At 43.7% G+C, this 23,853-nt stretch carries 35 protein-coding genes; 15 read left to right on the forward strand and 20 right to left on the reverse strand.

Annotated elements, in window-relative coordinates:
* Positions 1-29 precede the first annotated feature (29 nt).
* Positions 30-221, reverse strand: a complete 192-nt coding sequence (locus FBB35_RS21900) for a hypothetical protein (protein ID WP_174711383.1) — start codon at positions 219-221, stop codon at positions 30-32.
* Positions 222-251: 30 nt separating this feature from the next.
* On the opposite strand from FBB35_RS21900, the gene FBB35_RS21905 reads away from it, so the two are divergent.
* A complete protein-coding gene (locus FBB35_RS21905; RefSeq protein WP_174711384.1) occupies positions 252-617 on the forward strand; it encodes a hypothetical protein in 366 nt (121 codons plus the stop codon).
* On the opposite strand, the gene FBB35_RS21910 is transcribed toward FBB35_RS21905, so the two are convergent.
* On the reverse strand, positions 538-1,005 hold the full coding sequence (locus FBB35_RS21910; RefSeq protein ID WP_174711385.1) for a hypothetical protein: 468 nt from the start codon (positions 1,003-1,005) through the stop codon (positions 538-540). The genes FBB35_RS21905 and FBB35_RS21910 overlap by 80 nt on opposite strands.
* A 227-nt stretch (positions 1,006-1,232) precedes the next feature.
* On the opposite strand from FBB35_RS21910, the gene FBB35_RS21915 reads away from it, so the two are divergent.
* Both FBB35_RS21915 and FBB35_RS21920 read left to right on the forward strand, forming a co-directional pair.
* The gene (locus FBB35_RS21915) at positions 1,233-1,700 is read left to right on the forward strand and encodes a hypothetical protein (protein ID WP_174711386.1); all 468 of its coding nucleotides are present in this window, start codon (positions 1,233-1,235) and stop codon (positions 1,698-1,700) included.
* A gap of 52 nt (positions 1,701-1,752) precedes the next feature.
* Entirely contained in the window at positions 1,753-3,840 is a 2,088-nt protein-coding gene (locus FBB35_RS21920; RefSeq protein ID WP_174711387.1) for a pentapeptide repeat-containing protein, read from the forward strand.
* A gap of 23 nt (positions 3,841-3,863) precedes the next feature.
* Here the strand turns inward: FBB35_RS21920 and FBB35_RS21925 are convergent, their stop codons facing one another.
* Together FBB35_RS21925 and FBB35_RS21930 are read right to left on the reverse strand one after the other, a co-directional pair.
* Complete coding sequence (locus tag FBB35_RS21925) at positions 3,864-4,040, reverse strand: hypothetical protein (RefSeq protein ID WP_174711388.1); 177 nt, start codon at positions 4,038-4,040, stop codon at positions 3,864-3,866.
* Positions 4,041-4,050: 10 nt separating this feature from the next.
* The gene (locus FBB35_RS21930) at positions 4,051-4,317 is read right to left on the reverse strand and encodes a hypothetical protein (protein ID WP_174711389.1); all 267 of its coding nucleotides are present in this window, start codon (positions 4,315-4,317) and stop codon (positions 4,051-4,053) included.
* 170 nt (positions 4,318-4,487) lie between these two features.
* Between FBB35_RS21930 and FBB35_RS21935 the strand changes: the two genes are divergently transcribed.
* Positions 4,488-5,930, forward strand: a complete 1,443-nt coding sequence (locus FBB35_RS21935) for a pentapeptide repeat-containing protein (protein ID WP_174711390.1) — start codon at positions 4,488-4,490, stop codon at positions 5,928-5,930.
* 170 nt (positions 5,931-6,100) lie between these two features.
* On the opposite strand, the gene FBB35_RS21940 is transcribed toward FBB35_RS21935, so the two are convergent.
* The 3 genes from FBB35_RS21940 to FBB35_RS21950 all read right to left on the reverse strand — a co-directional run bounded on the left by FBB35_RS21940 (position 6,101) and on the right by FBB35_RS21950 (position 7,706).
* A complete protein-coding gene (locus FBB35_RS21940; protein ID WP_174711391.1) occupies positions 6,101-6,574 on the reverse strand; it encodes a type II toxin-antitoxin system VapC family toxin in 474 nt (157 codons plus the stop codon).
* Complete coding sequence (locus FBB35_RS21945) at positions 6,571-7,347, reverse strand: hypothetical protein (RefSeq protein ID WP_174711392.1); 777 nt, start codon at positions 7,345-7,347, stop codon at positions 6,571-6,573. Before FBB35_RS21945 ends, FBB35_RS21940 begins: the two co-directional genes overlap by 4 nt.
* 161 nt (positions 7,348-7,508) lie before the next feature.
* Positions 7,509-7,706, reverse strand: coding sequence for a hypothetical protein (locus tag FBB35_RS21950; protein WP_174711393.1), 198 nt, complete (start codon positions 7,704-7,706; stop codon positions 7,509-7,511).
* 67 nt (positions 7,707-7,773) lie between these two features.
* Between FBB35_RS21950 and FBB35_RS21955 the strand changes: the two genes are divergently transcribed.
* Positions 7,774-8,214, forward strand: coding sequence for a hypothetical protein (locus FBB35_RS21955; RefSeq protein ID WP_217481668.1), 441 nt, complete (start codon positions 7,774-7,776; stop codon positions 8,212-8,214).
* 2 nt (positions 8,215-8,216) lie between these two features.
* The gene (locus tag FBB35_RS21960; RefSeq protein ID WP_174711394.1) at positions 8,217-9,056 is read left to right on the forward strand and encodes a pentapeptide repeat-containing protein; all 840 of its coding nucleotides are present in this window, start codon (positions 8,217-8,219) and stop codon (positions 9,054-9,056) included.
* A 598-nt stretch (positions 9,057-9,654) separates the two neighbouring features.
* Here the strand turns inward: FBB35_RS21960 and FBB35_RS21965 are convergent.
* From FBB35_RS21965 to FBB35_RS22005, 9 genes are all read right to left on the reverse strand, one after another.
* The gene (locus FBB35_RS21965) at positions 9,655-9,903 is read right to left on the reverse strand and encodes a hypothetical protein (RefSeq protein ID WP_174711395.1); all 249 of its coding nucleotides are present in this window, start codon (positions 9,901-9,903) and stop codon (positions 9,655-9,657) included.
* On the reverse strand, positions 9,900-10,232 hold the full coding sequence (locus FBB35_RS21970; RefSeq protein WP_174711396.1) for a hypothetical protein: 333 nt from the start codon (positions 10,230-10,232) through the stop codon (positions 9,900-9,902). The genes FBB35_RS21965 and FBB35_RS21970 overlap by 4 nt, the downstream gene beginning before the upstream one ends.
* Positions 10,229-10,564, reverse strand: a complete 336-nt coding sequence (locus FBB35_RS21975; protein WP_174711397.1) for a hypothetical protein — start codon at positions 10,562-10,564, stop codon at positions 10,229-10,231. The genes FBB35_RS21970 and FBB35_RS21975 overlap by 4 nt, the downstream gene beginning before the upstream one ends.
* 2 nt (positions 10,565-10,566) lie before the next feature.
* A complete protein-coding gene (locus FBB35_RS21980; RefSeq protein ID WP_174711398.1) occupies positions 10,567-11,175 on the reverse strand; it encodes an HNH endonuclease in 609 nt (202 codons plus the stop codon).
* Complete coding sequence (locus tag FBB35_RS21985) at positions 11,168-11,407, reverse strand: hypothetical protein (protein ID WP_174711399.1); 240 nt, start codon at positions 11,405-11,407, stop codon at positions 11,168-11,170. Before FBB35_RS21985 ends, FBB35_RS21980 begins: the two co-directional genes overlap by 8 nt.
* Before the next feature lie 155 nt (positions 11,408-11,562).
* Positions 11,563-11,889: a hypothetical protein gene (locus tag FBB35_RS21990; RefSeq protein WP_174711400.1), complete on the reverse strand. Its 327-nt coding sequence runs from the start codon at positions 11,887-11,889 to the stop codon at positions 11,563-11,565.
* Positions 11,890-11,893: 4 nt separating this feature from the next.
* Positions 11,894-12,685, reverse strand: coding sequence for a Bro-N domain-containing protein (locus tag FBB35_RS21995; RefSeq protein ID WP_174711401.1), 792 nt, complete (start codon positions 12,683-12,685; stop codon positions 11,894-11,896).
* On the reverse strand, positions 12,682-12,912 hold the full coding sequence (locus tag FBB35_RS22000) for a hypothetical protein (RefSeq protein ID WP_174711402.1): 231 nt from the start codon (positions 12,910-12,912) through the stop codon (positions 12,682-12,684). Before FBB35_RS22000 ends, FBB35_RS21995 begins: the two co-directional genes overlap by 4 nt.
* Before the next feature lie 55 nt (positions 12,913-12,967).
* A complete protein-coding gene (locus tag FBB35_RS22005) occupies positions 12,968-13,591 on the reverse strand; it encodes a hypothetical protein (RefSeq protein ID WP_174711403.1) in 624 nt (207 codons plus the stop codon).
* A gap of 192 nt (positions 13,592-13,783) precedes the next feature.
* Here FBB35_RS22005 and FBB35_RS22010 point away from each other — a divergent pair, with 192 nt between their 5' ends.
* The 3 genes from FBB35_RS22010 to FBB35_RS22020 are packed head-to-tail and all read left to right on the forward strand — an operon-like array spanning position 13,784 to position 15,476.
* The gene (locus tag FBB35_RS22010; protein ID WP_174711404.1) at positions 13,784-14,116 is read left to right on the forward strand and encodes a helix-turn-helix transcriptional regulator; all 333 of its coding nucleotides are present in this window, start codon (positions 13,784-13,786) and stop codon (positions 14,114-14,116) included.
* Positions 14,113-14,769 (forward strand): helix-turn-helix domain-containing protein, encoded by a 657-nt coding sequence (locus FBB35_RS34975; protein WP_254625660.1) that lies wholly within the window; start codon positions 14,113-14,115, stop codon positions 14,767-14,769. The genes FBB35_RS22010 and FBB35_RS34975 overlap by 4 nt, the downstream gene beginning before the upstream one ends.
* Entirely contained in the window at positions 14,766-15,476 is a 711-nt protein-coding gene (locus FBB35_RS22020; RefSeq protein ID WP_174711405.1) for a helix-turn-helix domain-containing protein, read from the forward strand. Before FBB35_RS34975 ends, FBB35_RS22020 begins: the two co-directional genes overlap by 4 nt.
* A gap of 61 nt (positions 15,477-15,537) precedes the next feature.
* Here FBB35_RS22020 and FBB35_RS22025 read toward each other — a convergent pair whose 3' ends face one another.
* Positions 15,538-15,894, reverse strand: a complete 357-nt coding sequence (locus FBB35_RS22025; RefSeq protein WP_174711406.1) for a hypothetical protein — start codon at positions 15,892-15,894, stop codon at positions 15,538-15,540.
* A gap of 233 nt (positions 15,895-16,127) precedes the next feature.
* Between FBB35_RS22025 and FBB35_RS22030 the strand changes: the two genes are divergently transcribed.
* From FBB35_RS22030 to FBB35_RS22045, 4 genes are all read left to right on the forward strand, one after another.
* Positions 16,128-16,457, forward strand: coding sequence for a hypothetical protein (locus tag FBB35_RS22030; protein WP_174711407.1), 330 nt, complete (start codon positions 16,128-16,130; stop codon positions 16,455-16,457).
* A gap of 74 nt (positions 16,458-16,531) precedes the next feature.
* Complete coding sequence (locus FBB35_RS22035) at positions 16,532-16,879, forward strand: hypothetical protein (protein WP_174711408.1); 348 nt, start codon at positions 16,532-16,534, stop codon at positions 16,877-16,879.
* Entirely contained in the window at positions 16,876-18,036 is a 1,161-nt protein-coding gene (locus FBB35_RS22040) for a hypothetical protein (protein ID WP_174711409.1), read from the forward strand. The genes FBB35_RS22035 and FBB35_RS22040 overlap by 4 nt, the downstream gene beginning before the upstream one ends.
* A gap of 33 nt (positions 18,037-18,069) precedes the next feature.
* Positions 18,070-18,240, forward strand: a complete 171-nt coding sequence (locus FBB35_RS22045) for a hypothetical protein (RefSeq protein ID WP_174711410.1) — start codon at positions 18,070-18,072, stop codon at positions 18,238-18,240.
* Positions 18,241-18,256: 16 nt separating this feature from the next.
* On the opposite strand, the gene FBB35_RS22050 is transcribed toward FBB35_RS22045, so the two are convergent.
* The gene (locus FBB35_RS22050) at positions 18,257-20,548 is read right to left on the reverse strand and encodes an NACHT domain-containing NTPase (RefSeq protein WP_174711411.1); all 2,292 of its coding nucleotides are present in this window, start codon (positions 20,546-20,548) and stop codon (positions 18,257-18,259) included.
* A 150-nt stretch (positions 20,549-20,698) separates the two neighbouring features.
* Between FBB35_RS22050 and FBB35_RS22055 the strand changes: the two genes are divergently transcribed.
* On the forward strand, positions 20,699-20,986 hold the full coding sequence (locus tag FBB35_RS22055; protein ID WP_174711412.1) for a hypothetical protein: 288 nt from the start codon (positions 20,699-20,701) through the stop codon (positions 20,984-20,986).
* A gap of 120 nt (positions 20,987-21,106) precedes the next feature.
* Here the strand turns inward: FBB35_RS22055 and FBB35_RS22060 are convergent, their stop codons facing one another.
* Entirely contained in the window at positions 21,107-21,373 is a 267-nt protein-coding gene (locus FBB35_RS22060) for a hypothetical protein (protein ID WP_174711413.1), read from the reverse strand.
* Between the two features lie 173 nt (positions 21,374-21,546).
* On the opposite strand from FBB35_RS22060, the gene FBB35_RS22065 reads away from it, so the two are divergent.
* Complete coding sequence (locus FBB35_RS22065; protein WP_174711414.1) at positions 21,547-22,932, forward strand: pentapeptide repeat-containing protein; 1,386 nt, start codon at positions 21,547-21,549, stop codon at positions 22,930-22,932.
* 114 nt (positions 22,933-23,046) lie between these two features.
* Here FBB35_RS22065 and FBB35_RS22070 read toward each other — a convergent pair whose 3' ends face one another.
* Positions 23,047-23,478: a hypothetical protein gene (locus FBB35_RS22070; protein ID WP_174711415.1), complete on the reverse strand. Its 432-nt coding sequence runs from the start codon at positions 23,476-23,478 to the stop codon at positions 23,047-23,049.
* Between the last annotated feature and the right edge of the window lie 375 nt (positions 23,479-23,853).

The following is a 23,853-nucleotide window of genomic DNA, read 5'->3' on the forward strand; positions in this document are numbered from 1 at the left end:
CAGATCCGAAAGCATGATGTGTTGATTCGCTAATCGCTGTCTCCAACAATTTCGTTTACTTGCGAGGAAAGCTCCTCAATACTTTCGCACTCAAATACTTTTTCCCAAACTCTAAAGCCACAATCCCTTGTTTCTAAATAAAAGCCATTATGCTCAAATATACTAATTAAATGAGATAGCCTCTCTTCAAAATCGATTATATTTTCTGCTTTCTCGCTCATGTTGTCACCTTGCTAACTCCCTTGACGATTATGATCTTTTCCGAACAACGTGAGCGAACCCTAATTATCGTTCACTATACTGGGACAAAAATTGGCGATCGCACCCCATTTGACCATTTGGGCGTGATTACTAAAAATTTTCAGTGCAATAATCCTTTTAGCTCTCGTCTTACGCTGACTCAAGTCATAGAAATATTGTTAGATGACCCAAAAAAGCACGATCAAGTGTTTGGGGATATGCCAGGTTCCTCAAAAATAGAGCGTGGAGAAGAGGTTGTTAGCTTGACGTTGTTTGTCAGTGATTACGAGTCAGTTATCAAATCGTCTTGTCTAACTCCCTCAAAACAAAGCTTGCCACATAAGGATATAGGTGATTCCTCTGCCACTGGCTTTTAGGTTCAAACATCCGAGCAAAAAACCGTGCTGGATAAGATACGCCACCCGTGAAAGTTGTTTGACTCCCCCCAGCAGCCAGCGCCCTTGTCCTTGCCCCCTGCTCAATAAAATCTTGGATACTGTCGTCAACGGTAATGCTGTAATTACCTTGATTTCGGCGTTTTGCATCGCACTCTCCAAATATCGCCCCTAACCCCCGCCACTGCTCAATTGTCACCATTGCGCTGATTGTCCAAATATGCTTCGGTTCGTAAAACGGGCCAGAATCTAGAGGTGTCCCGACGATTGAATATTCAGTTTGTCCTGTGTCGGCGAGGATGCGATCGTAACTGACAAAACGCTTTAGGTTGACTGATATTCCAGAGATGGAGAGGGTGAGTTGGCGCACGGGAGTAAGTAGCTAAGAACCAATCTCAGGTTTCCTAATCTCCTACTAAATCTTGAAGCTTCCTGAAAAATTTTTCACAAAGCTCGTATTAGCGATCGCGTAGGGTTTAACTGAAAATATTCATTGCTCTCTCAAAACAGAACCAATCAAGAAAATTTTCCATAGGGTCTTCGTGGAAATAGGAGATGAGTGCGATGGCGTAACCGCCCACTGACTGCACGACGCTGATGCTTGTAGATGCCACACAGGGTCAACCCACTTTGTTGTCAGCAGAAAATGAGATTTCGGGTGTTGAAGTGAAAGACTGTCATGAAGGCGAAGGTTCCGCCGCGCCTGCCGTGCAGCATGAACAAACCTTTACAAACACCGAGATATTAAATATTCTAAACGCTGCAAATCAGGGAGTTTGTCCTTCTAAGGATGCGATCGCTTTTCTACTAGAAACACCTCATGCACGGTCACTCATGGGTGCAATTACAAATAATCCGCAGTGGGGTATCAAGTTATCAGATTACTCCACAGTCCCGCAAGATTCTAAATTGCGATCGGGGCGACTCAATCGACTTAAATCCTATGCGTTGATTGGTGAATGTCCACCCGAAGAATTTCTAAAAGAATGCCAAAGTGACCCAGTGCTGGCGATTCAAATAAAACGAATGGCTTTGCAACAAAAAGCAATATCTGATGATTCCTGAATTTAAAGCATTGAGCGTGTAGTAAAATTTGCTCACCTCTGTCAAATGGAATATGGCTGAAGACTTCTCCCATCAAAATCTCCGAGGCCGCAACTTCAAAGGTAGAAAAGACCTTGTAGGTGCAAACTTCAGCTATGCCGATATTCGAGGGGCAAACTTCACCAACGCTAACCTGACAGGGGCAAACTTCAGTCATGCTAAAGCTGGACTGCAACGACGTTGGGTGATTGGTTTAGTTATTAACTCGTTCTTATTGTCAGGAGTGTCAGGACTTCTCTGCGCTTTCAATGGTTATATAGTATCGCTGATATTTAGCTCATCCAGTGACAACCAAATTGCAGGTTGGGTTGCTTTAATCATCTTGATTGTTTTCTACTTCATCATAATTCGTCAAGGATTAACAGCTAGTTTAGGATTTGTCGCCTTCGCCTTCGCTGGAGCCTTCGCCTTCGCCTTCGCTGGAGCCTTCGCCTTCGCTGGAACCATCGCCTTCGCCGTCACCGTCACCGGAGTCGTCGCCATTGCCTTCGCCGTCGCCTTTGCCGTCGCCGTCGCCGTCGCCTTCGCCTTCGCCTTCGCCTTTGCCGTCGCCGGAGCCATCGCCTTCGCCGTCGGCGGAACCGTCGCCTTCGCCTTTGCCGTCACCGTCGCCTTTACCTTTGCCGTCACCTTCGCCTTTGCCTTCGCCGCCGTCGCCGTCACCTTCGCTATCGTCGGAGTCGTCGCCTTCGCCGTCGTCGGAGCCGTCGCCTTCGCCCAAACGTTACTGAGCATTTACATCGCTTGGCAAGCGATGAAAGGAAACGAAAAATATTCTCTAGTTCGTAATATTGCTATCGCCTTTGCTGCAACAGGAGGTACGAGTTTTCGTGGTGCTAGCTTAACAGGTGCTAATTTTACCCAAGCCACACTCAAAAGTACAGATTTGCGAGACACTATTCTTATACGTACACGTTGGTATCAAGCCAAAATGCTTGACCGTGTTCGTCCTGGCTCGACTTATCTGCACAAGCCACATATACGTCAACTGCTGGTTACAGGACAGGGACAGGACAAAAACTTTGATGGTCTGTCACTCCGGGGTATCAACTTAAAAGAAGCTAAACTAGCTGATACCAGTTTTGTTGGTGCTGATCTGAATGAAGCTAACTTGCAAGATGCCGATTTGTCAAGAGCAAAGCTTAAGCAAACGCAACTAGACGGCACAGATTTAACAGGTGCAACACTCACTGGTGCTTACATTGAAGATTGGGGCATTACAAATACAACTAAATTGCATGGGGTGAGGTGTGAATATATCTTCATGCGCTTACCCACAAAAGAAGATCCTGACCCCCTCCGCAAACCTGATAATAAACAAGAGGTATTTGCAGACGGCGATTTTGCCGACTTTATCAAGCCAATTTTTGATACTCTCGACCTTTACCATAACCAAGGTGTTGACCCCAGAGCGATCGCAATTTCATTTAAGCAGTTAGCAGAGAATCACCCTGATGCCGATTTACGAATTGTGGGCATGGAAGTGCGAGGTGAAGATAAATTTCTGCTTCGTGCTAAAACCGCAGTAACTGCTGATAAATCTGAACTGAGTAAAGAATATTTTGATACTTATAATCAGCTAAAAGCTTTGGCAGAGCAAGAAGTCCAAAAGTTAATAGCTGAGAAAGATAACATAATTACTGATTTAAAAAATATGGTGGTAACAGCACTATACCGCCCTAGCGTTTATTCAAATACTCAAATACAAGAAGTAGGAAATATGATTAACAACCCCGGTGGATTTTCAGTTGGCGGTTCAGTTGGCGGCAATGTCAACAATGCTCAAGGTGATAACAACCGAGTTCAAGGTAACTACTACGCGGCTGGACAACCGCAAAGCCTCGCCCAAGCTGCTGCCGAAATTCAGCAATTACTAAAACAATTAGAGCAAACTTACCCTAACACTACAACATCACAGCAAATGGTAGTAGCCACAGAAGCCATAAATCAGATTGAAAGCAACCCAACATTAAAACAACGAGTCATAAATGCCGTTAAAGAGGGTGGTTTGGCTGCATTTGAAAAAGCGATTGATAACCCAGCAGGTGCTTTTATTGTTGCTGCTATCAAAGGCTGGCAGGAAGTCGAGGCAGAAGATTAAGTGGGTACTACCCACCCATCGTTTTACGCTGCAATCAATACTTCGGCTGTATCGAGTACGAGTTCCATGTTTTGGGTTGGGACGCTCGTCTCCTTCAGTCGCTCCCACTCCTGGGGGGTAAGCTCGTCAAAGGGTTTGTCCAGCAATTCATCAAGACTCGGCGTAACTGCGATTAACTTTTCTAAGTCTTGCTGCCTCATCAGTGCAAGTTTAATCTCCGTCTTTCATTTCGACTAAAGTTTTATCAAGCCTGTCATTGGCTTCCTTGGCAAACTGAATGCATCGCACGCTCGTTGCCATTCCTCCAACGGCGGTAAATGTTCCTTCTGTAACTTTGCCTGATAACAGCAATCCGGCTCCTATAACGCCAATGCAAGCAGATAAAGCAGTGGCAATCAGGGCAAGGTTAAAGCTATAGCGTGCTTGGCGTAGGCGCTCTTGGAAAATGTTAGATTTTTTAACTGGCTTGTGACTCATAGATTTTGTTTTTGGTGTGTTTAAGTTCACACTTTCAATATCGAGCCAAACGCCTACAACCTTGACTACACAAAGATTGTGTTGTAAATCACTTGTGATTTCTCTATGATTGTTTGATGCTTTAGTTTTGATTGCCTAAGCGATCGCTTTTTAAATACTTTAGTAAGACTATGATAGACCCTAGCTTTGGCAGAAAAAAGAAGAAAATAACTATCACAGCATCTCCAAAAGGTATACATGTAGCAGAAAATGCCTTGATCCGGCTAGGGTTTGAGTCAAAATTGAACTTTGCAAAGTCTCAATTGTTGTCTCGCAGTACAGTGACAAAATTTTTCAAAGGTGAGCCAATTCAGCTTGATTCCTTTAAAAGGATATGTGAAGCACTGAAGTTGGATTGGAGAGAAATTGCAGGAATAATAGAACAAAGACAACCAAAGCAGTTACCAACAAGTAGTTACAGTAGCCCTGACAGTGATGAGGTAGTAGAGCAAGTGCAACCAGAACACCGTAAAGTAACTGTAATAGATAAACAAAGTCAAAAAATTAAAGCAGTTATCACCTTAGAAGGCGATATAGATTCAGTTCAAAACTGGAAAATTATTCAATCTGTTATACGAGAACATTCAGGTGACACTATACAAATTACTGATATTAAGGAAGGCAGCATCAGATTGTTTGTCGAAGGCTCTCCAGAGGATATTGAGCTGCTTGTATCTCGCATCAAATCGGGAGAACTAAAAACAGTAACAGGTTTTCCAGTTAAAGATGTTCAAATTTTGAGTGAAAGTTCAGACGATGAAACTACTGAGTCTGATAAGAAATGGCATTTAGTACGGAAGATTGTCAATCAAAGAGTTGAAGGTCGGAAATTAAGAGGTACCGACTTGAGCAATGCCGACTTGAGCGGTGCCAACCTCATCGGTGCCAACCTGAGCGGTGCCGACCTGAGCGATGCCGACCTAAGCGATGCCAACCTGAGCGATGCCAACCTCATCGGTGCCGACCTGAGCGGTGCCGACCTAAGCGATGCCAACCTGGTTGATGCCAACCTCATCGGTGCCGACCTGAGCGATGCCGACCTAAGCGATGCCAACCTGAGCGGTGCCCACCTGAGCCGTGCCGACCTGAGCCGTGCCGACCTGAACCGTGCCTACCTGAGCAGTGCCTACCTGAACCGTGCCAACCTGAGCGCTGCCAACCTGAGCGCTGCCAACCTGGTTGATGCCAACCTGGTTGATGCCAACCTGAGCGCGGCCAACCTGGTTGATGCCAACCTGAACCATGCCAACCTGAACCGTGCCAACCTGGTTGATGCCAACCTGAACCATGCCAACCTGAACCGTGCCAACCTGGTTGATGCCAACCTGAACCATGCCAACCTGAACCATGCCAACCTGAACCGTGCCAACCTGGTTGATGCCAACCTGAGCGCGGCCAACTTGGTTGATGCTAACCTGAGCGATGCCATCCTCACCGATGCCATCCTGGAGAGTACTATTGTCATGGATGCCTTATTTGACGGCAGCATAGGACTGACAGAGGATATGAAGCGTGACTTAGAACGGCGAGGTGCAGTTTTTGGCGATCGCCCCCCAGTTCTTAGTGCAAGATAAAAAGCGTACCTGAAAAATTTTTCATAACCGAGGGCGATCGTAAGTAAGAACTGAAATTATCCACAAGCTATCCACATGACAGGGGTAACAATTTGGTGAGAGCGATGACTCCGCCCACCGCAGGTATCGCAAAGCTGTAAAAATCATTCCAGCAATTTTGGACTGAAAGCTTAGAATAACCGTGGAGTGTAACCTTCAACATGAGGTTTCTGAACTATCACCTCAGGATAGTCAGCAAGATATCCAACAGTAGCAGGAATTTTTTTGATGAGAGCCTGGTCTGTTGTATTAAAATAATCTACTTTTAATCTTATGGCAGTGGCCAGGTGTAAAGCATCGAATGGCTTTAACTTGTATGTCCACACTAGATGTCTATTTATCTGAGCCATTTCGCGTTCAAAGTTAACAACTTTAATCCATGATTGCTTAAATAACTGGTCTATTATGTGTTCTTTGCTTTCATCAAGTTCAGCCTCTCCCTTAATTTTTATCACCTCAGCCATCGTGAAAGTTGAAGTGAAAAGCTCTATTACTCCTTCTTCTGCCGCCTGAAGGATTGTTTTACACTCATAAATTTTATCGGATTCATTATTAAGAAATCCTAAGAAAACACATGAATCACAGTAGTGGCGTTGCTTACTCAACTTTCACCCCCTAGATTTCGGAAAATATCCGTCAGGTTAGGCATTTCACTAGGGTCTGGTAATACTTTTAGCTCTTCAACTTTAATATTGACTTTCGGCCCATGTGTTCGTTGCCGGATTATACCAAAAACATATATTCTTTTGCCTAATGCATTTCTGGCTATTTCAAAAAGACGATCTGGAAAATAGCATTTGATAATTTTGTTATCTATAAAGTCACGAATTCCTAAAGATTGCTGGTTAGCAAGACTAATAGAAACTAATTGTCCCTCTATGGAACCGTAAGATGTGTGAAAATCTTTGATGATTTCATCCACATGGGAAGAAATGCTTGTAGTAACCTGAATTCTCCCAGGATCTGCTCTAAACTCTATTTCTGCAAAATTCTCAGGATCTAGCATCTCGCTAAATACCCTAGCACTCTCCAAAGCTTTGTTGGTAAATAAGACAGGGCGCTCAGGTCTTTCTTGAAGAATCTCTAAACCCCTTACAAACGTAGAGATAACTTGAGCAGGTCTACTACGTTCAATCTCATCACTTATTAAGTTAGCTTCTGCTGTTAAATGAATACTTGCACTACTGATGGATGAAATAGACCATTCAACGCCAGGCTTGCCTGTGCCAGATATACTTCTATCCAACTCAGACAATATAGTTTGAAAATTCTCTAAAACTTTTTGAAATTTTTCAAGCGGAAAATATGGGCCATCAATGTCAATGGTCAGCTTGTTACTAAATTCATCCCTAGAGTATCTCAAGTCTTGATGCCGCATTGCATTAGTCCCTGATTGTATCACTCTGGTCTATTAATAAGCCGAATATTAAGCCTGTTTTTAGTCATTAGCTTATAGTACAAATGTATCATAAATGAATGGAAACAAGGCATTCAACAACAGACATAGCAGGAATCAGCCTACCAAGAGTGAAAAACTTTTCACATTCCCCCAGCCACAACCTGACCCCTTGACATATCATTTATCAATTTAGCTGCATCATCTACAGGGTTAGGAGTTTGCACAGTCAGGCTACGCGGCGTGTTGGCAAGTTGTAAGATGCGATCGTTTGCGACAAGGCAGTTAAGTTCAATGCGATCGCTCATATCATGTCCGAGTAATCGCTTATAGTTTTGCAAATCAGGAGCATTGTTTAAGAAAACAGAGTGATAGAATTTGAGCGCGTCTCCACTTATGCTATTTCGGATGACTCAACCACAAAACCCCCAGACTCCTCAGACTCCTCAGCCAGTGTCACTGCCTGTACAGACTTCTGCTCAACAAACTGCACGGATGCAAACAAAGACAGGCAGATACACACAAAAACTTCTTCATAACGTTTGGGAGCCTGTGGATTTGCTAGGTCAAAGTTTGATGGGGGATTACTGGAAAACTGTTTATCTTTCTATTCAGGATGCGATCGCTCTTTCTATTCTTCTCAAAATTCCAGATTTACTTGGACAGTGGATTTTAGGTAAAAGTTTTTCTGATTTTGGTGTTTGCCTTCAAGAAAATGCTTTAGGTGCTTCACGCTATGCCTGTTTTATCATAGTGACATCAGACTTTATGCTGTGGATCGTGATTGCAGGTCGGATAATTGGTCGATTCTGGGCAGATTTGAAGAATTTGAGAAATGGTACAAACTAAACATGACTCTGGAAAATCCCAAGAATATCAATTTTGATGATGCCAAAGCAGGACTGAGTTCGCTAGTTAAGCAAACGGCTCAGGTTAGTGCTGGTTTTCTAGTCATGCTGCTGCTAACTGGAGGCAATCCATCAGCATTTGTTATCGGTTTGAGCGTTTGCTTGGGTATCGTATTTGTCGCTTGGAGCGAACAGAAGAGACTTGCGATCTCTCAAAAAGAATCTGAAAACCAAAACCCGGTTTCTCGCAGCAATCGAGATAGTCGTGCCAACCTGCGTGGTAATGGTAAAGACCTGTTTGGTGCCAACCTGATTGATGCCGACCTGATTGATGCCAACCTGATTGATGCCAACCTGAGTGTTGCCAACCTGAGTGGTGCCAACCTGAGTGGTGCCAACCTGAGTGGTGCCAACCTGAATGTTGCCAACCTGAGCGGTGCCAATCTGAGCGGTGCTAACCTGAGCGGTGCTAACCTGATTCGTGCCAACCTGATTCGTGCCAACCTGAGCGGTGCCAACCTGAGCGGTGCCAATCTGAGCGGTGCCAACCTGATTCGTGCCAACCTGATTGATGCCAACCTGATTCGTGCCAATCTGAGCGGTGCCAATCTGAGCGGTGCCAACCTGATTGATGCCAACCTGATTGATGCCAACCTGATTGGTGCCAACCTGATTGATGCCAACCTGATTGGTGCCAATCTGATTGGTGCCAACCTAGAATTTGCTATTGTTGTGAACGCCTTATTTGGCCAAAGTATAGGTCTTACAGAAAACTTGAGGCGTAACCTAGAAAAACGAGGGGCTATTTTTGGCGATCGCCCCCCAGTTCTCAATCCAAAATAATTTGTCTACCTGAAAAATTTTTCATAACCCCATCACAAACCATTCATCGCGGTCTGTATTGGCAATTTGAAAGGCGATGCCTACGGCGGGCTGCGCCAACGCATTACGAAGAAGAAAATTCTGCTCATTCTTTGAGACTCAGCCAGTCATTATTCAATTGTTGAAATGCTTACGTAAATATCACAAATTAAACCACATTACTGATATCAGTATGGTTTTGCCTTAGCCTTAGACTCATCTAGTCGCTCTATTGAGGCTTTTAGCTCCTGGGTTAGTTTTAGCGCGGCTCTAATTATTCCCACAGCTACTATCCCTGACTGAGGCTAGAGTTGACTCAACTTGAGTCGATGAGTTTCAACACGCTTCATCAATAGTAAAATATGTTACTTAGAATCGTCAAGCTGTACTTTGAGGGTTAGGAATATAAGGGATAAGAGCAATTCGCAATTAAGAAACTTAGATGCAGTAAGACTTTCGTGATTTGTATCTGTTGCCTCATGTTGGAGAATTGGTATAAGAGCAGAAGCGATTATCCTCCCCAACAAAAAACCACTCGACGATTGTCGGGTGGTGATAATGGTTTTCTCGCTCAGTAGGGCTAGTTGTTAAGCTCTCGGTTTTTGGAAAAACGGCTCAGTTCTATCGCCGCTTCTTCTAGGTGTTTAATTGCCGAATCAGGGACTGTCTTCTGCTCCAAATTTTTAACTAGAGCATCTAACAAATCTTCAATCGAAAAACCCTCGCTTGCTAGCAACTTGATGAAATCTCCCAAAAACAGGGTCAGCGCTTCTATCCTGGAATCCCGTAGAGCATTACGAATTGATTGCTGTTCAGAGTCATAAATCATGGTTGCTTTACCTGGTTTAATTGTTGGGTAAGAGCCGCTATCTTGTTTCGATGAAACTCAATCTCAGCTTGAATTTTGGCAAGCAGTTCTTCTGTAGTTAATGGCAAGATTTTACTTTGGGCGATAACTTCACCGTTATCAGAGTTTTTATCTTTTATGACAACGTAAGCCCAAGGCTCATTACCAAAGTCAAAAGCCATCTGACTATTTGCTGGTAGGTGTCTTATACCAATGATTTCGCCCTGCTTTACCTGTTGCCCAAAATAGTACAAAGGAAGTGTCCATTCGTCAGGGATGCAGATTGATAAATTTTGTTTGTAGTTAATCATGATTGAAATGCCTCAGTCAGTTGTTCTGTAAGAGCGGTTATTCTACTAGAGTGAAAGTCAACAAGAGCTTGGATTTTGGTTTGTAGCTCTGAGCTTGTTAATGGCGTAATCTCAGATTCAAGGAAATACTTGATGTCCTCAGCGTCAGCTTGTTCGTCAGGAAGCACGCAATAGCGCCAAGTCTGTTTGTATTGATAAGCTGGTTTACTGCCAGTGTGATAGTATGTGCAGCCAACGATTAAGCCCTCTTTAACCCATTGCCCAAAATGATATTTTGGTAGTGTCCAATCACTGGGAATACAGATTGAGAGTTGTTTTTGAGAAATAGTCACGATTATTCGCTCTCCTGTTTTGATGAAACTTGAGCGACTTCACTCAATTGCTCATCAAGAACAACTAAATTTTTTTGATGAATCTCAACAAGTGATTTTTCGTAGTTGATTTCGGCTTGCAAGACAGATAATGGCGGTGGCTCAATCTCTGAATCTTTTAAGTGCAAAGTGTCATAACCAAGGTCATCAATAAGCACAGCATAAATCCATCCCTTGCCTAAGTCGTAAGCCCTTCTTGTTCCTGGTGATTGGTACTCTATGCCAATAATTCGACCCTGTTTTACCAGTTGCCCCAATTGGTATTTGGGCTGTGGCCAATGGCTAGGGAAGCGAATACATGATTTTTCAGCAATAATTTCTGGTGTATCTTCTGGCATAGCGTCACCTCGTTTGTTATTGCAGCCCTTGCAAGCTGTTCTGAGATTTCTGAGTTTGTTATTGCCACCTTTAGAAAGTGGAATGAAATGGTCAATGGTTAGCGTTTCTTTTGTGAGTGCGACTTCACACCAAAAGCACTTCATGCCGTACTTTTCAATCAGCAGGGATTTACGATATTGCATCTGTCTGGGAGAATGCCGCTTGTGTCGGCGCAAGCTAGTCGGACTATCCATCACCCCTCACATCTGCGCTTTTTCTTGCAGATAAGCAGGCTTGAATAAGGAAACAAGCCGCATCTGTGCTTTTAGAGTGGAGAAATGCGTAATTCGCTAAACCATCTAACAACTCGTCAAACTCAAAGCCTTGCTTTTCAAGGGTGGTGACAATTTCAGCTGTGATATTGCACACAAAATCGTATCTATGTTCGGTGACTGCTATGCTCAGAGCGTCGGTTAATTGATTCATAGTTATCTCCTGCCGCTACCTCGATAAGGGCATTCTTGAGGGCAGTCGTTGTTGGTGGCTAATGCTCTTGGGGCGAAAAAATGCACGAGAAATAGAGCCGTGCTTGCAGCCATAAGACAAGTTTTCAGTTTCATAAAATTCTGTTGTTGGTAAAACTACGGCTGTTTAATTTGCTCTCTAAGCGCTGCTATACTGCGCTGGTGATGCTCAATTTCATCTTTGACCAGCGCTTCTAGCTCGTCGCTTGTGAAAGCTTCAATTTTTGACTCTGGAAACATGTTCAAGTCCAAAGATTCTTTGTCTTCGAGCAGCCAGTAATGCCATTGCTCTTCCCTTTCATCAGCTATTTTCATGTCTGGAGGAAAGAACTCCATACCAATAATTCGACCTTGTTTGACAATCTGTCCGAAACGGTATTTAGGCTGTGGATAAATGCTAGGGATAGCAATAAATTTTTGTCTGCTACGATTGCGTGCTGTCATGAAATCATCCCTCTAGCTCAATCGCTTCTAATACCGACAAATGCCACTGCAATGACTGAACGGTTTTATCCCTTCCTTTGGCAGTGTCAAGGACTAACTGACTGTAGTCCTTGCCTTTTTCAGTGGGCAGGTAGGCGGGGTTTTTACCATCTGGATTGGGAATCTGAAAACCAAGATCCATCAGCAGTTTGTTAACCTTGATAGCACTCCACTTTTGGCCAGTTTTGGCTGACAATTTCTCGCCTAATTGTGTTGGGCGTACCAAAGTTTCATCCACTGGAATAGCTAAAGCTGATTTTGCTATTTCTGCTGCTTCTAGTAGAGCGGGGTTGTAAGATGCGATCGCATTAAGTTTTACACCCGCTATCAGCTTTGAATCTAATCCCGCACCACCCAAGGTTAAATCGAATAAATCTGAGATTTCTTGAGCAGTTGGGTTAGGAAGTGCTGGGGGTTGTTCGGCTTGGGGAAGTTCGTATTTGCCAGTTTTGCGAATACTGGGAAGAACTTCTGACGTTACCCACTTTTTGAACCGTTTCGCTTGTGCTTTGCGACTGGTGAGGATGAGAGAGTATAAGCCAGATTCGTTGATAGCCGTCATCATTTGCTGTCTGCCGATGGTGTCGGTAATAGCGACATCATCTTTTTCATCTTCATCAAGTCTTGCGATCGCGTCTCGACTATTTTTGATTTCCAGTACCGCGCAAACGTCAGCTGCTACCCACCAAGGGTCAAAAGCTGTGCCAACAAATCGAACTTCATGAGATTCAAACTGAAATACTGTTAGGTTGCTCATTCCACGCCCCCGCATAAAGATGCAACGGAAGTAAAGTATTTCCGCAGATACTCAGCTTCCTCGCCCTTGAAAAACAGGCTTGCTAAACTCCCTGAATCGTCAGAAGCTTTTAGATAAACCCTAACTCCAACAGGACTTTCTCTGTCCGTGACGTAGTTTTGTTTCGCCTCTAAATTTACGTAGGCGATCGCCCCTAGATTAATTACTAAATTTCCAACTTTCAACATGATTATTCGCCCATAAGTAAATTGATTTTTCGGGTGGTCGTAACCACCCATCCCTTTACGCTGCAAGCAATTCCATACTTTCGGCCGGGACTTCAATTGAGGAGGCGCGTTTTTTTGGAAGTGAAGTTAATTTTTCCAGTGCAACAATCGCTTCTTTTACGCTCCAGTACTTCACATCATGTCCACACTGCCAGTAATAAGTAGTAGGTGCATTTTCCCAAACTTCCTCGGAGTTTCGCACCTTGAATAAAATCCCTAGTGGTACGCCTTGGTTGTAGGCGTTGTAAGCAGTTTGAGTGTCAGTCTTAGCTAAATACTGAAGTCGGTATTCATCCACTGGCGTACATAAATCCACCGCACGAGTGCCACGGTAATTACAGTTTCCGCACCCGTGACCGTTGCAATCTGGGCAGATGGCAGCAGGGGTACTCCATTTAGGAATCGTGCAATCCCACTCAGGAAGAGGAGAGATTACAGCAGCTTCTTGAGCAACGGCAACTGCAAGTTTTTTAACTTTCTGAACTTGAGAAGATTGATGAGCAACAATCGCATTCGCCCAAGCACTCTTAAAGCGTTTGTCTGCAACCTTAACGCTTGCACCAATATGTCGGTAAAGGGTTTTTAGTTCAGAGAGTGATTTGGACTGAAGCTGTTGAAGAGTGTAAATCTGATGTGTCATTATTGGATCAACTCCATCTGTATAGGTGGTGTGGCATAAAAGGCGATCGCTAACTTTCCAGGGAGGCGGTCGTCTTTTGTTATGTATTTATATTCGCATTTCTAAGTAATAGTGTCAATATGCGAATTACTACATTGTGCGATTCGCAAAAAGCAGCTATAGTATGCGATATGAGAATATGGAGGTATGGCAGTGCAAAATAGAATCAAAAAATTTATAGATGAAAGAGGCGTAAGCCGATATAAGTTCTGGCAAGAGACAAAGCTTGGCAGAGACACGGCCTATCGCCTATGCAATGACTCTAGTTACATACCTACAGGCAACGTATTAGATAAAATTTGCGCTACTTATAAAATTCAACCAGGTGAGCTTTTGGTTTGGCTTCCTGATGAGGAACCACACCCAGACGCGATCGCTATCAATCAAACACCTGAGACTGACGAACCACCGAAAACAAGTAAGCGCTCTCGCAAGCAAGAAAGGGCTGCTGGTCAACTGTTGCTGTTTAGGAGGAGGTCAGCATGAGTCTGTTTACCCCTGGCCAAATTTACCTGCCGGATCTGCCATCACTTCCTCTAGAGGACAGACAAAAGTTACCTAGCATCGCCTGCATTTACTTTGTAATAGAAGTAATAGGAAATAATAATTGGCTTGTTTATATAGGTAGGTCTAGAGACTTGCGTTTTCGATGGAGGCAACATCATCGGTATCACGAATTCCAAGATTTAGAAAATGTCAAAATTGCTTGGTTAGAAATTTCTGAGCCTAGCCTTTTGCATGATATAGAAATGGCTTTAATTGCTTGGTTTGAACCATACCTAAACCAGACTCCGATTAACCCAGCTTGGATAGAACGACTCATCTATCTTTCGGAAAACCCGAAAAACTCCCTAGTGGATTTGCAAGCCAAAAAGATGTTTTGCAGGCTGGCCGTGCTTATGGCGGAAAAAGATCCACAGCTGTCACAAAGGCAGCTGGCAAAAGATACTGGGTTGGATATCACAACCATCAATCGATTATTCACGAACAACTTTAGTCGTGTTGATGTCGGCACGGTTGAGGTCTTGTGTAATTACTTTGGGCGAGAAGTAGGTGAGCTTTTTGAAATGAGGAAACCCGAAGACATTCCTCAGCGAAAAACAAAAAAGCGAAATAGGGTTGAGGTTGAAGCAGCATGAGTGCGTTCGCCCCTGACCAAGTTAACCCTTTATCACTTCCGTCACTTCCTCTTGAGTGGCGCAAAGCGCTTCCAGATTGTGCAGGTATCTATTTTGCCATTGACGGCAATGACGTAGTTCAATACATAGGCAGGTCAAACAATATTCGTTTGAGATGGGCGGTACACCATAAGCGAAAAGAGCTAGAGAAAGCAGGGGAAATTAAGTTAGCGTGGCTAGAAGTATCTGATTGCAGTTTGCTGCCTGCCATTGAAGAAGCTTTAATTAACTCGTTTACTCCATCATTAAATGAGGTGCCTGGATTTCCAGTACTTCGCCAGCCATCTTGTGAACCAATAGGCTGGAGACTGCGAATGGTGATGGCAGAAAAAAATATTCGTAATGGCGAGTTAGCCGAGCTTTCAGGGATACATCCTACAACTATTTCACGTTTAAAAAGTTTGGACAAAATTGAAATAGTTAAGGTGAGAATTTTAGCCGCTTTATGCAATGGCTTAACAAAGGCTTACCGCATCAAAGGAGATGAGCGGATTATCACGCCTGGAGATTTGTTCGACTACTCCTTTGACGGCGATGGCGACCCAACAAATGGGGATATTAACTCAGCTACCACGGAAAAAACCAGCAATGGGTCGTCTAACTCTGGCAAATCAGCTAAAACTAGCGCTCAGGTCGTTTGGTTGATGCCCAGTGAGGAGTCAGCATAAAAAAGCGATCGCCCTTGGTGGGAGCGATCGCTTGCTAAATCAAGAATGTAAAAATTGTTTACTACAGGAGAATTGTTTTCAGTTTGGCAATTTCTTCATCTATATTTTCATTTTCCTCTCTTGCGGCTTCAAACCTCTTAAAAAGAGCGTCAAAATCCTGTTCCTTGCGGCTAATAGCTCCAGACTTGATTTCCAAGGCAAATACATTCACTACCTGCCCGACAAGATCGTGAACAACAAGTTCAACCGTTACCAAGAACCATTCGGTTGCTCTGCTTCTCTCGCCTTTAGGTAAAACCAGTCTTTCGCCCATTCTGGGAACCCACAAAGAATTTGGAAATTTTGTGATCAGCCGCATATCCTTGTCATCACCAATGCCTTGGTATATGTAAAGGGGGAATTCTGTTGGATTTTTCATGACTCAATGAATGGTGTATAAACCATTTCTAGCCATTCAGATTCAATTACGTACACCTTGTATCTACGACTATAGATATGAAGATTGTGTGATCTGTGTGATCGCGCCACAGCGCACCCCAGCAAAGAGTTGCTACTTACTAAAAATTTTTCATAAACCATGACCGCTCAAAATACCACCCCATTACAGTTGGGGCTAATTTCGTTCGCCTATACAACAAAGGAGATAAGGCAATGAACACAGAATTTACGCTAGAACTTGCAAGACAGTTGCACGACAGCAACCAGATTATAGATTTTGATTGGGCTTGGCAGGTGCTTGGCTATAGCCGAAAGGACAGCGCCAAACGAACACTAGTTAGTTACTTTGAGCGAGATTTAGATTATTTCACGCAATCACCAGAGGAATCCCCAGAAGCCTTACCCCATGATATTTTCCACTTCGAGGTGGAAAACTCAAAAGCAGGTAGGCCAGTAGAAAAAATCTATTTGACAGTGGAATGTTTTAAGGAAATGGGGATGCTGGCTAAGAGTGAAGAAGGCAGATCCGCAAATACTTTCTGACTTGTGAAGCGATCGCAAAGCTTTCAGTAAAAGCAATTCCACAACTACTGGAGAAATTTGAACAGCAGAATCAAGTGATTGAGGAACAAGGTAGAGCGATCGCCGAGCTTCAATCTCAAGTACAAAACCTGCTACCGATATCAGCTGACTTCATGCCGCCTGGATGGGACGCGGATATTTGGGCAACGTTACTACCACAGGATAAACGGCATTTCAAGTTTATGTTTCGCCGTCGCTCTTTTCGCCCTGGCAACGAAACTGAGGTTAAAGCATTACCTGCTATTACGCATCAAGTAAGGCTTCAGCAAAAGGCTGAGGTTGAACGGTTGATTGGTGAAGTGTCGGAAGAAGAAAAACAGAAATTCGAGGCATTGAAACAGAAGATGCTAAGGCAGTATCGGTCGTTTGGGGGTGAGTCATGAGTGCAGCGTTAGCATCAAAACCATCAAAATCAAAATCATCAAGCGATCGCAAGTCAGAATCACCATACAAGAGGCTTCATGTGATTATTCCAATAGAAGATATGCTTTGGGCTTCACAGCAAAAGTCCTCAGTCACTCATCTGTGGCAGGAATGTTGGACATCAGATCCTTATGGTTCGCGTTGGATGCCGCTATCTAAGACCCTCACCTACAGCAGTTTCATTACTGCCAAAAAAGTTTTATCTGAGAGTGGCCTGTTCATTTTCAAGCCTGACAAGTCAATTATTGATGGACGTGAAACAGTTGGCTGGTTAGTACGCAACTTGCATGGCAGTCGGATGAAGGAATTTTGGGAGGAAATAGATTCTACACAGGAAGAACTAAGTGATGAAAAACAGCAATCAAATTCTGAAATTTTAGAACCAAAATCCACGTTTTCAGAGATAAGTGCTGAAAATCTAGCGTGCATCTCTAGTGAAACCCCCTCTATACAAGCGTTTCAGAAACCCTCACGAACTACTCAGAAACACCTCACAAACTCTTCAAAAGAGTTTGTGAGGTGTGTTTCTTCCACGCAACCCGTTATTTCGCACTGTGACGAGACGGCGATCGCGCCCTTGGGGGGCACGTCGCCTCAGACTGTCGAAGGCGTGGAAGAAAATGAACAAGACTTGCCTATGGCAACTGACTGCACAACGCTAGCGCTTGTAGATACCACACAGGGTCAACCCACTTTGTTGTCAGCAGAAAATGAGATTTCGGGTGTTGCAGTGAAAGACTGTCATGAAGGCGAATGTTCCGCCGCGCCGCTTTTACAAAAGCTTACAAATTCCGAGATATTAAATATTTTGGACAGTGCAAATCAGGGAGTTTGCCCATCAAAAGAGGCGATCGCCTTTCTGCTAGAAACACCTCATGCACGATCACTCATGGGTGCAATTACTAGCAACCCGCAGTGGGGTATCAAGCTATCGGATTACTCAACAGTCCCGCAAAGTTTTACTCAGAACTCCCTGTTGCGATCGCAACGTGAAACGAAGCTCAAATCCTATGCAGCGATGGGGGAATGTCCACCCGACGAATTTCTGCTTGAATGCCAAAGTGACCCGGTGTTGAAGATTCAAATTAAACGAATGACATTGCAAAAACTTTGGTAATATTTGGTGAAAATGGGATTATAGAGGTGACTTGTGAGCAAGCCAAACCCCCAAGTTTTAGAGACGGCTATAACAGCAGCGTGCAATGCTCATACAGGACTACATCAAGCGATTCATGAATTGCGACATGGGTCGGTGACTGAAGGCAAGCAGATAATAGCAAGACAGATTGCGGCCTTGGCAAATGCGTTGATGATACTTTGACTTCATGAAAAGTTTTTCAGGTTTGAACTGGTAACAGCAATGTATCTTCAACGCGCTGACGTATTTCTCGGCTTACGTAGCACTCACTGTTGAGGCAATCAAATAGTAGCTTATTGGCATCATAGTACTGCTGCAAAAGTTCTTTTTGTTCGTTGCTGAACTGCCAGTCATGACCAATATTGCGATGTTCAATCATTACTGCTCTAAGTTGTTCACTCCAGGCTTGACCATTTGTCTGCCACCAATGCTTGAATGCTTCTTCATCATTAACCTCAGGCAGTTGGTCTTTGAGTAGTTGAAGCGATCGCTTTAATTCGAGGTTGAGGGTTCGGGAGAGGGCTCGGGAGAGGGATCGGGCGAAGTCGAGGGCGAGGTCTCGGGAGAGGGCGAGGGCGAGGGTGAGGTCGAGGTCGAGGGCGAGGTCGAGGTCGAGGGCGAGGTCTCGGGCGAGGGCGAGGTCGAGGGTGAGGTCGAGGTCTCGGGCGAGGTCTCGGGCGAGGTCTCGGGCGAGGTCGAGGTCGAGGGCGAGGGCGAGGTCGAGGGCGAGGGCGAGGTAAGCGTAGAAGGCTCTAACAGCAGCTCTTTTATAGGGAGATTCTACAGAACTGGATTTTTCTTCAACCCAAGTGAGAAATTGCTGTAATTTATCATCAGTTGCTATGAGTTCGTCAATGCGACGTTTCATCAACAGCAATAGGTTATCGGCATCGGGTAATATTCCTACAGTCAATAAGAAAACTTCTCGCCAACGCTTTTCTGTGGTGTGACTAAGTAGTTGCGGAAACGACTGCTGAGGATTAGGGCTTAAAGCGATTTTTCTAGCCGTAAAATACTCGTGAAACGTTAGGTGAGAAAAGGAATAAATACCCTTTGCCCTTTCGACTAATAGCCCATGCTGTGCTTCTATCGACTTCAAAACTTTTTTGCTATCTAACAGCAGCGCTTTCGTCTCAGTTTGGGCATCAGGCAAATTGTAAATATAATCTGAAATTAACTCTTGAGCATTTCTAGACTTAAAGAAATAATCTCCAGACTCAAAAGTGGAGAGTGCAATTTTGCTTAATAAATCTTCCTTGCGCCTAGTCGATAAGTTCTTGTAAATCTGTTCACGTACAATATCGCGGCTATCATCCCACTTTTCTAGCAGTAACTCAATTCCTTCTTCATATAATTCAGAGCGATTAGACTTAAACTTTCCTTTTTCTTCAAAAATCAAGCAGAGCAATGTCAGGAGTAGTGGATTAGTTGCTAGTTCTTTAACTGACTTGTCTTCTTCCAATTTTTGAATGAATTTTTCTGCTTTTTCTGGCTTCTTGCGCTTAAACCATTGATTGGCGAAAGTTTTAATTTGTTGGTCGTCAAAATCTGCCACTTCAACTTCAACAAAGCTTTTAAAGATGTATTCTCTAGCCGCAATTCGGCAAGTCACAACAATTTGATTTTCACGATACTGCTCAGTGAACTCTCTAATTTGTCTGATGACTCGGCTATAGTCTTTTTCTCGAACTTCATCCAACCCATCCAGTAAGACCAATGCCTTGCCCTGTTTTAATAGTTGAATTAGTTTTACGCTGGCATCTCCTACATCACACTCTGACAATTGCTGAGAAATATACTGAAGAATTTCTGGCTTTTTGGTCGCTTCTGCAAAATCTTTGAGGCTAATAAAAACCGGAAAGCGATCGCTTTGGAATTGCCCCTCATTGCACTGTATAGCCAGATGCTTTAAAAACGTTGTTTTTCCGGCTCCTGGTTTACCTAAAACTATCAGCTTGCTGTGCTGTTGCACTGCTTGAATTCCTAGTACTCGCTCCTGGGTTACGCCGCTAAGTCCAAAGCGGTCGAATTTTTCTGGATCAAAATCCTTTAGCAGTTCCGCAATCTCTTGCCGCCTGCGTCCTGTAATTTTTTCCAGGATATTGACAACAGTATAAATATCATTCAACTCAATAGGCTGGGTCATATCCAGTACGCGCATAGTACCGCAGCACTCTTGAATGTACGGTTTTATCTTTTCACGTACCTCTTGGAGTAAAGTGGCGATGTCATTGCTGACATTAACTTCTTTTGGTAAATCAGTGAGATTAATCTGACCAGTAATTTCCTGCCAATTGAGTTCTAACACTCGGCAGATAGCAACAAAGTTTTCGCTAGCTACTCCCTTGCCATTAAAAAAATTGCCTACTGGCTGACGGGTTTGCACTTCTATTGCTTCTGCCAATTTGTCGTATGACCAACCTTTACCAGTCAAAGCTATTCTCGCTTTCTCAATACCTGCTGGACACGCCGTAAGCGATTTTCTGGGCATAGCTAAACGCAAAAACTATGCTTATTCTAATGGTAAAAATCCAAAGTTAGACCAAACCTATACGAAAGCTATTTCTGCAAAACCCTTGTCTAGACTGAACTTTCAGGAACAAACTGCGAGACTTTAAGCAGTTGAGTGATGGATAAATTTATGACTAAGTTAACAGTATTTTCTAGTTCCGAACCCAATTTTAACCAAGAGATAGTTAGGGAGCGTCTACGCCAAGCTCGGTATAGTTTTAACCTTGCACTAATCGCTACTGGATTGTCTGCCTGCATTGGCTTTATTGGTGCTGGACTTTTACTCACAGGGAGAGTTACAGAAGGAAGCATCACCGCCACTGGAGGAATAGCTGCTAGTGTGCGATGCGCTCAACTTGCTAAGGAAGCCAACGACAGACTTGACAAAACTTTAGTCGAGCTTAACGACACAGATTAGAGAAGTGTCCTATTACCGAAGGGCGATCGCTATCATATCCAAGCGATCGCTTGCAGTTCTGAGTCCAAAATAATTTGCCTACCTGAAAAATTTTTCACAAAGCCCGCATCTGCCGATCGCTTAATCTCCGTCCTTCATCTCAGTCAAAGTTTTGTCAAGCCTATCGTTGGCTTCCTTGGCAAACTGGATGCATCGCACGCTCGTTGCCATTCCCCCAACGGCAGTAAATGTTCCTTCTGTAACTTTGCCTGATAACAGCAATCCGGCTCCGATAAGGCTGATGCAAGCAGATAAACCCGTGGCAATCAGGGCAAGGTTAAAGCTATAGCGTGCTTGGCGTAGGCGCTCTTGGAAAATGTTAGATTTTTTAACTGGCTTGTGACTCATAGATTTTGTTTTTGGTGTGTTTAAGTTCACACTTTCAATATCGAGCCAAACGCCTAAAACCTTGACTACACAAAGATTGTGTTGTAAATCACTTGTGATTTCTCTATGATTGTTTGATGCTTTAGTTTTGATTGCCTAAGCGATCGCTTTTTATTTAAATACTGAGTCAGTCTATGATAGACCCAAGCCCTGGCATAAAAAAGAAGAAAATAACGATCCCTGCATCTCTAGAAGGTGTTTATGTGGCAGAAAAAGCCTTGATTAGGCTAGGGTTTGAGTCAAAAAGCAACTTTGCAAAGTCTCAACTGATATCTCGCACTACAGTGACAAAATTTTTCCTGAGTGAGCCAATTCAGCTTGATTCCTTCAAAAGGATATGTGAAACACTGAAATTGAATTGGAGAGAAATTGCAGGGTTAATAGAAGAAAAACAACCAAGCCAGTTACCAACAAGTAGTTACAGCAACCCTAGTAGTGATGGGGTAGTAGAGCAAGTACAACCAGAATACCGTCGATTAACTGTAATAGATAAACAAAGTAAAAAAATTAAAGCAGTTATCACCTTACAAGGCGATATAGATTCAGTTCAAAGCTGGAAATTTATTCAATCTGCTCTACGAGAATATTCAGGTGACACTATAGAAATTACTGATATCAAAGAAGGTAGCATCAAATTATTTGTCGAAGGTTCTCCAGAGGATATTGAACAGCTTGTATCTCGCATCAAATCAGGAGAGCTAAAAGAAGTCACTGGTTTTCCTGTTGAAGATGTTCAAATTTTGAGCGAAAGTTCAGACAATGACGAAAGTAGCGAGTCTAATGAGAAATGGCGCTTAGTACAGGAGATTATTAGTCAGCCGATTAATATGCGACGTTTGAGCGGTGTCGATTTAAGTGATGCCGACCTGAGTGGTGCCGACCTGAGCGATGCCAACCTCATCGGTGCCGACCTGATTGATGCCGACCTGATTGATGCCAATCTGATATTTGCCAATCTCATCGGTGCCAACCTGAACCGTGCCAATCTGAGCCTTGCCAATCTGAGATTTGCCAATCTGAGCAGTGCCGACCTGAGTCGTGCCAACCTGAGAGGTGCCAGATTAGGCACTGCCAACCTGAGCGGTGCCACTCTAGGCACTGCCAACCTGAGCAGTGCTGAACTGAGCCGTGCCAACCTGAGTGATACCAACCTGAGCCGTGCCAACTTGAGTGATACCAACCTGAGTCGTGCCAACCTGAGCGGTGCCAAATTAAACAATGCCAACCTGAGTGATACCAACCTGAGCCGTGCCAACCTGAGTCGTGCCAACCTGAGCGATGCCGACCTGAGTCGTGCCAACCTGAGCGATGCCGACTTAAGAAATGCAAATCTGAGTGGTGCCGTTCTGAACGATGCCGACTTAAGGAATGCAAATCTGAGTGATGCCGATCTGAACAATACTAATGTTGTAGATGCTTTATTTGGTGGTAATACAGGACTCACAGATTATATGAAACGTGACCTAGAACGCCGAGGGGCAATTTTTGGCGATCGCCCTCCGGTCAGAAGTCCAAAATAACAAAGCGTTCCTGAAAAATTTTTCACAAAGGAAGGGTGATCGCAAGTAAGAAACCAAAATTATCCACAAATTATCCACATGACAGGGGTAACAAATTGGTGAGGGCGATCGCAATCAATGACTTTTACTTGCTCCCTTATCCAACTCAGCTAATCGCTTTTTGCATTCAGCGCTTAGTTCCACGTCGTCGTTAGGGCTGAAATTAGCATTGTATTCTTCGGTTCTGCACAATTTGTTCTTTTGGTACTCTTCCTCTCTTTTCTCGCTCCTCTCTTTGCCTTCAAGCAAGATTTTGTCCATCCTCTTTACTATCTCACGCGCTTTTTGTCTTTGAATGTCTATCGATGAAACAGGGGAGGGCGTGGGTGCTGGAGTTGATGAAACGAGGGGAGTAGAGACGGCTGAAGGAGATTCTGATCGCCTCCCTTGTGACGAACAGCCAGTGAGTACGCAAACTGCAATTGCAGTGCCTAAGAATATCAGTTTCATTGGATATAGGAATTTTGGCTCTCTGCTTATAGCTCCCAAAATCGCTGCAAAAATCATCGACCTCCTGAAAAATTTTTCATAATCCCAGAGAGGGTGATCACAAGTTTCGCCTGCTGCATTGGATATTTAAGTGTCCAAGCTCATAGGTATGCTCTTGGCATAAGCGATCGCAAGCAATAACACAAAACAGGGCATCTGCTGACAAGACTTATAGCAGACAAACCCAAATACGAGTTTGTGATACCTGGAGTTTATATAATCTTAAAAAAAATACTCTTAAGGCTTAGACGTTGAAAGGCTTTGACAGACTGGCTTTTGCTTAGATAATCTACTGATTAGTTTAACTGATTAGTTTATAGAAAAATTATAAAATACTCACTTACAGTGCGGAAGACAGCAGTCCATTGCCGTCTTACAATAAGAAAAGACAGG

The sequence above is a fragment of the Nostoc sp. TCL240-02 genome (assembly GCF_013343235.1).
Lineage (GTDB): Bacteria > Cyanobacteriota > Cyanobacteriia > Cyanobacteriales > Nostocaceae > Nostoc.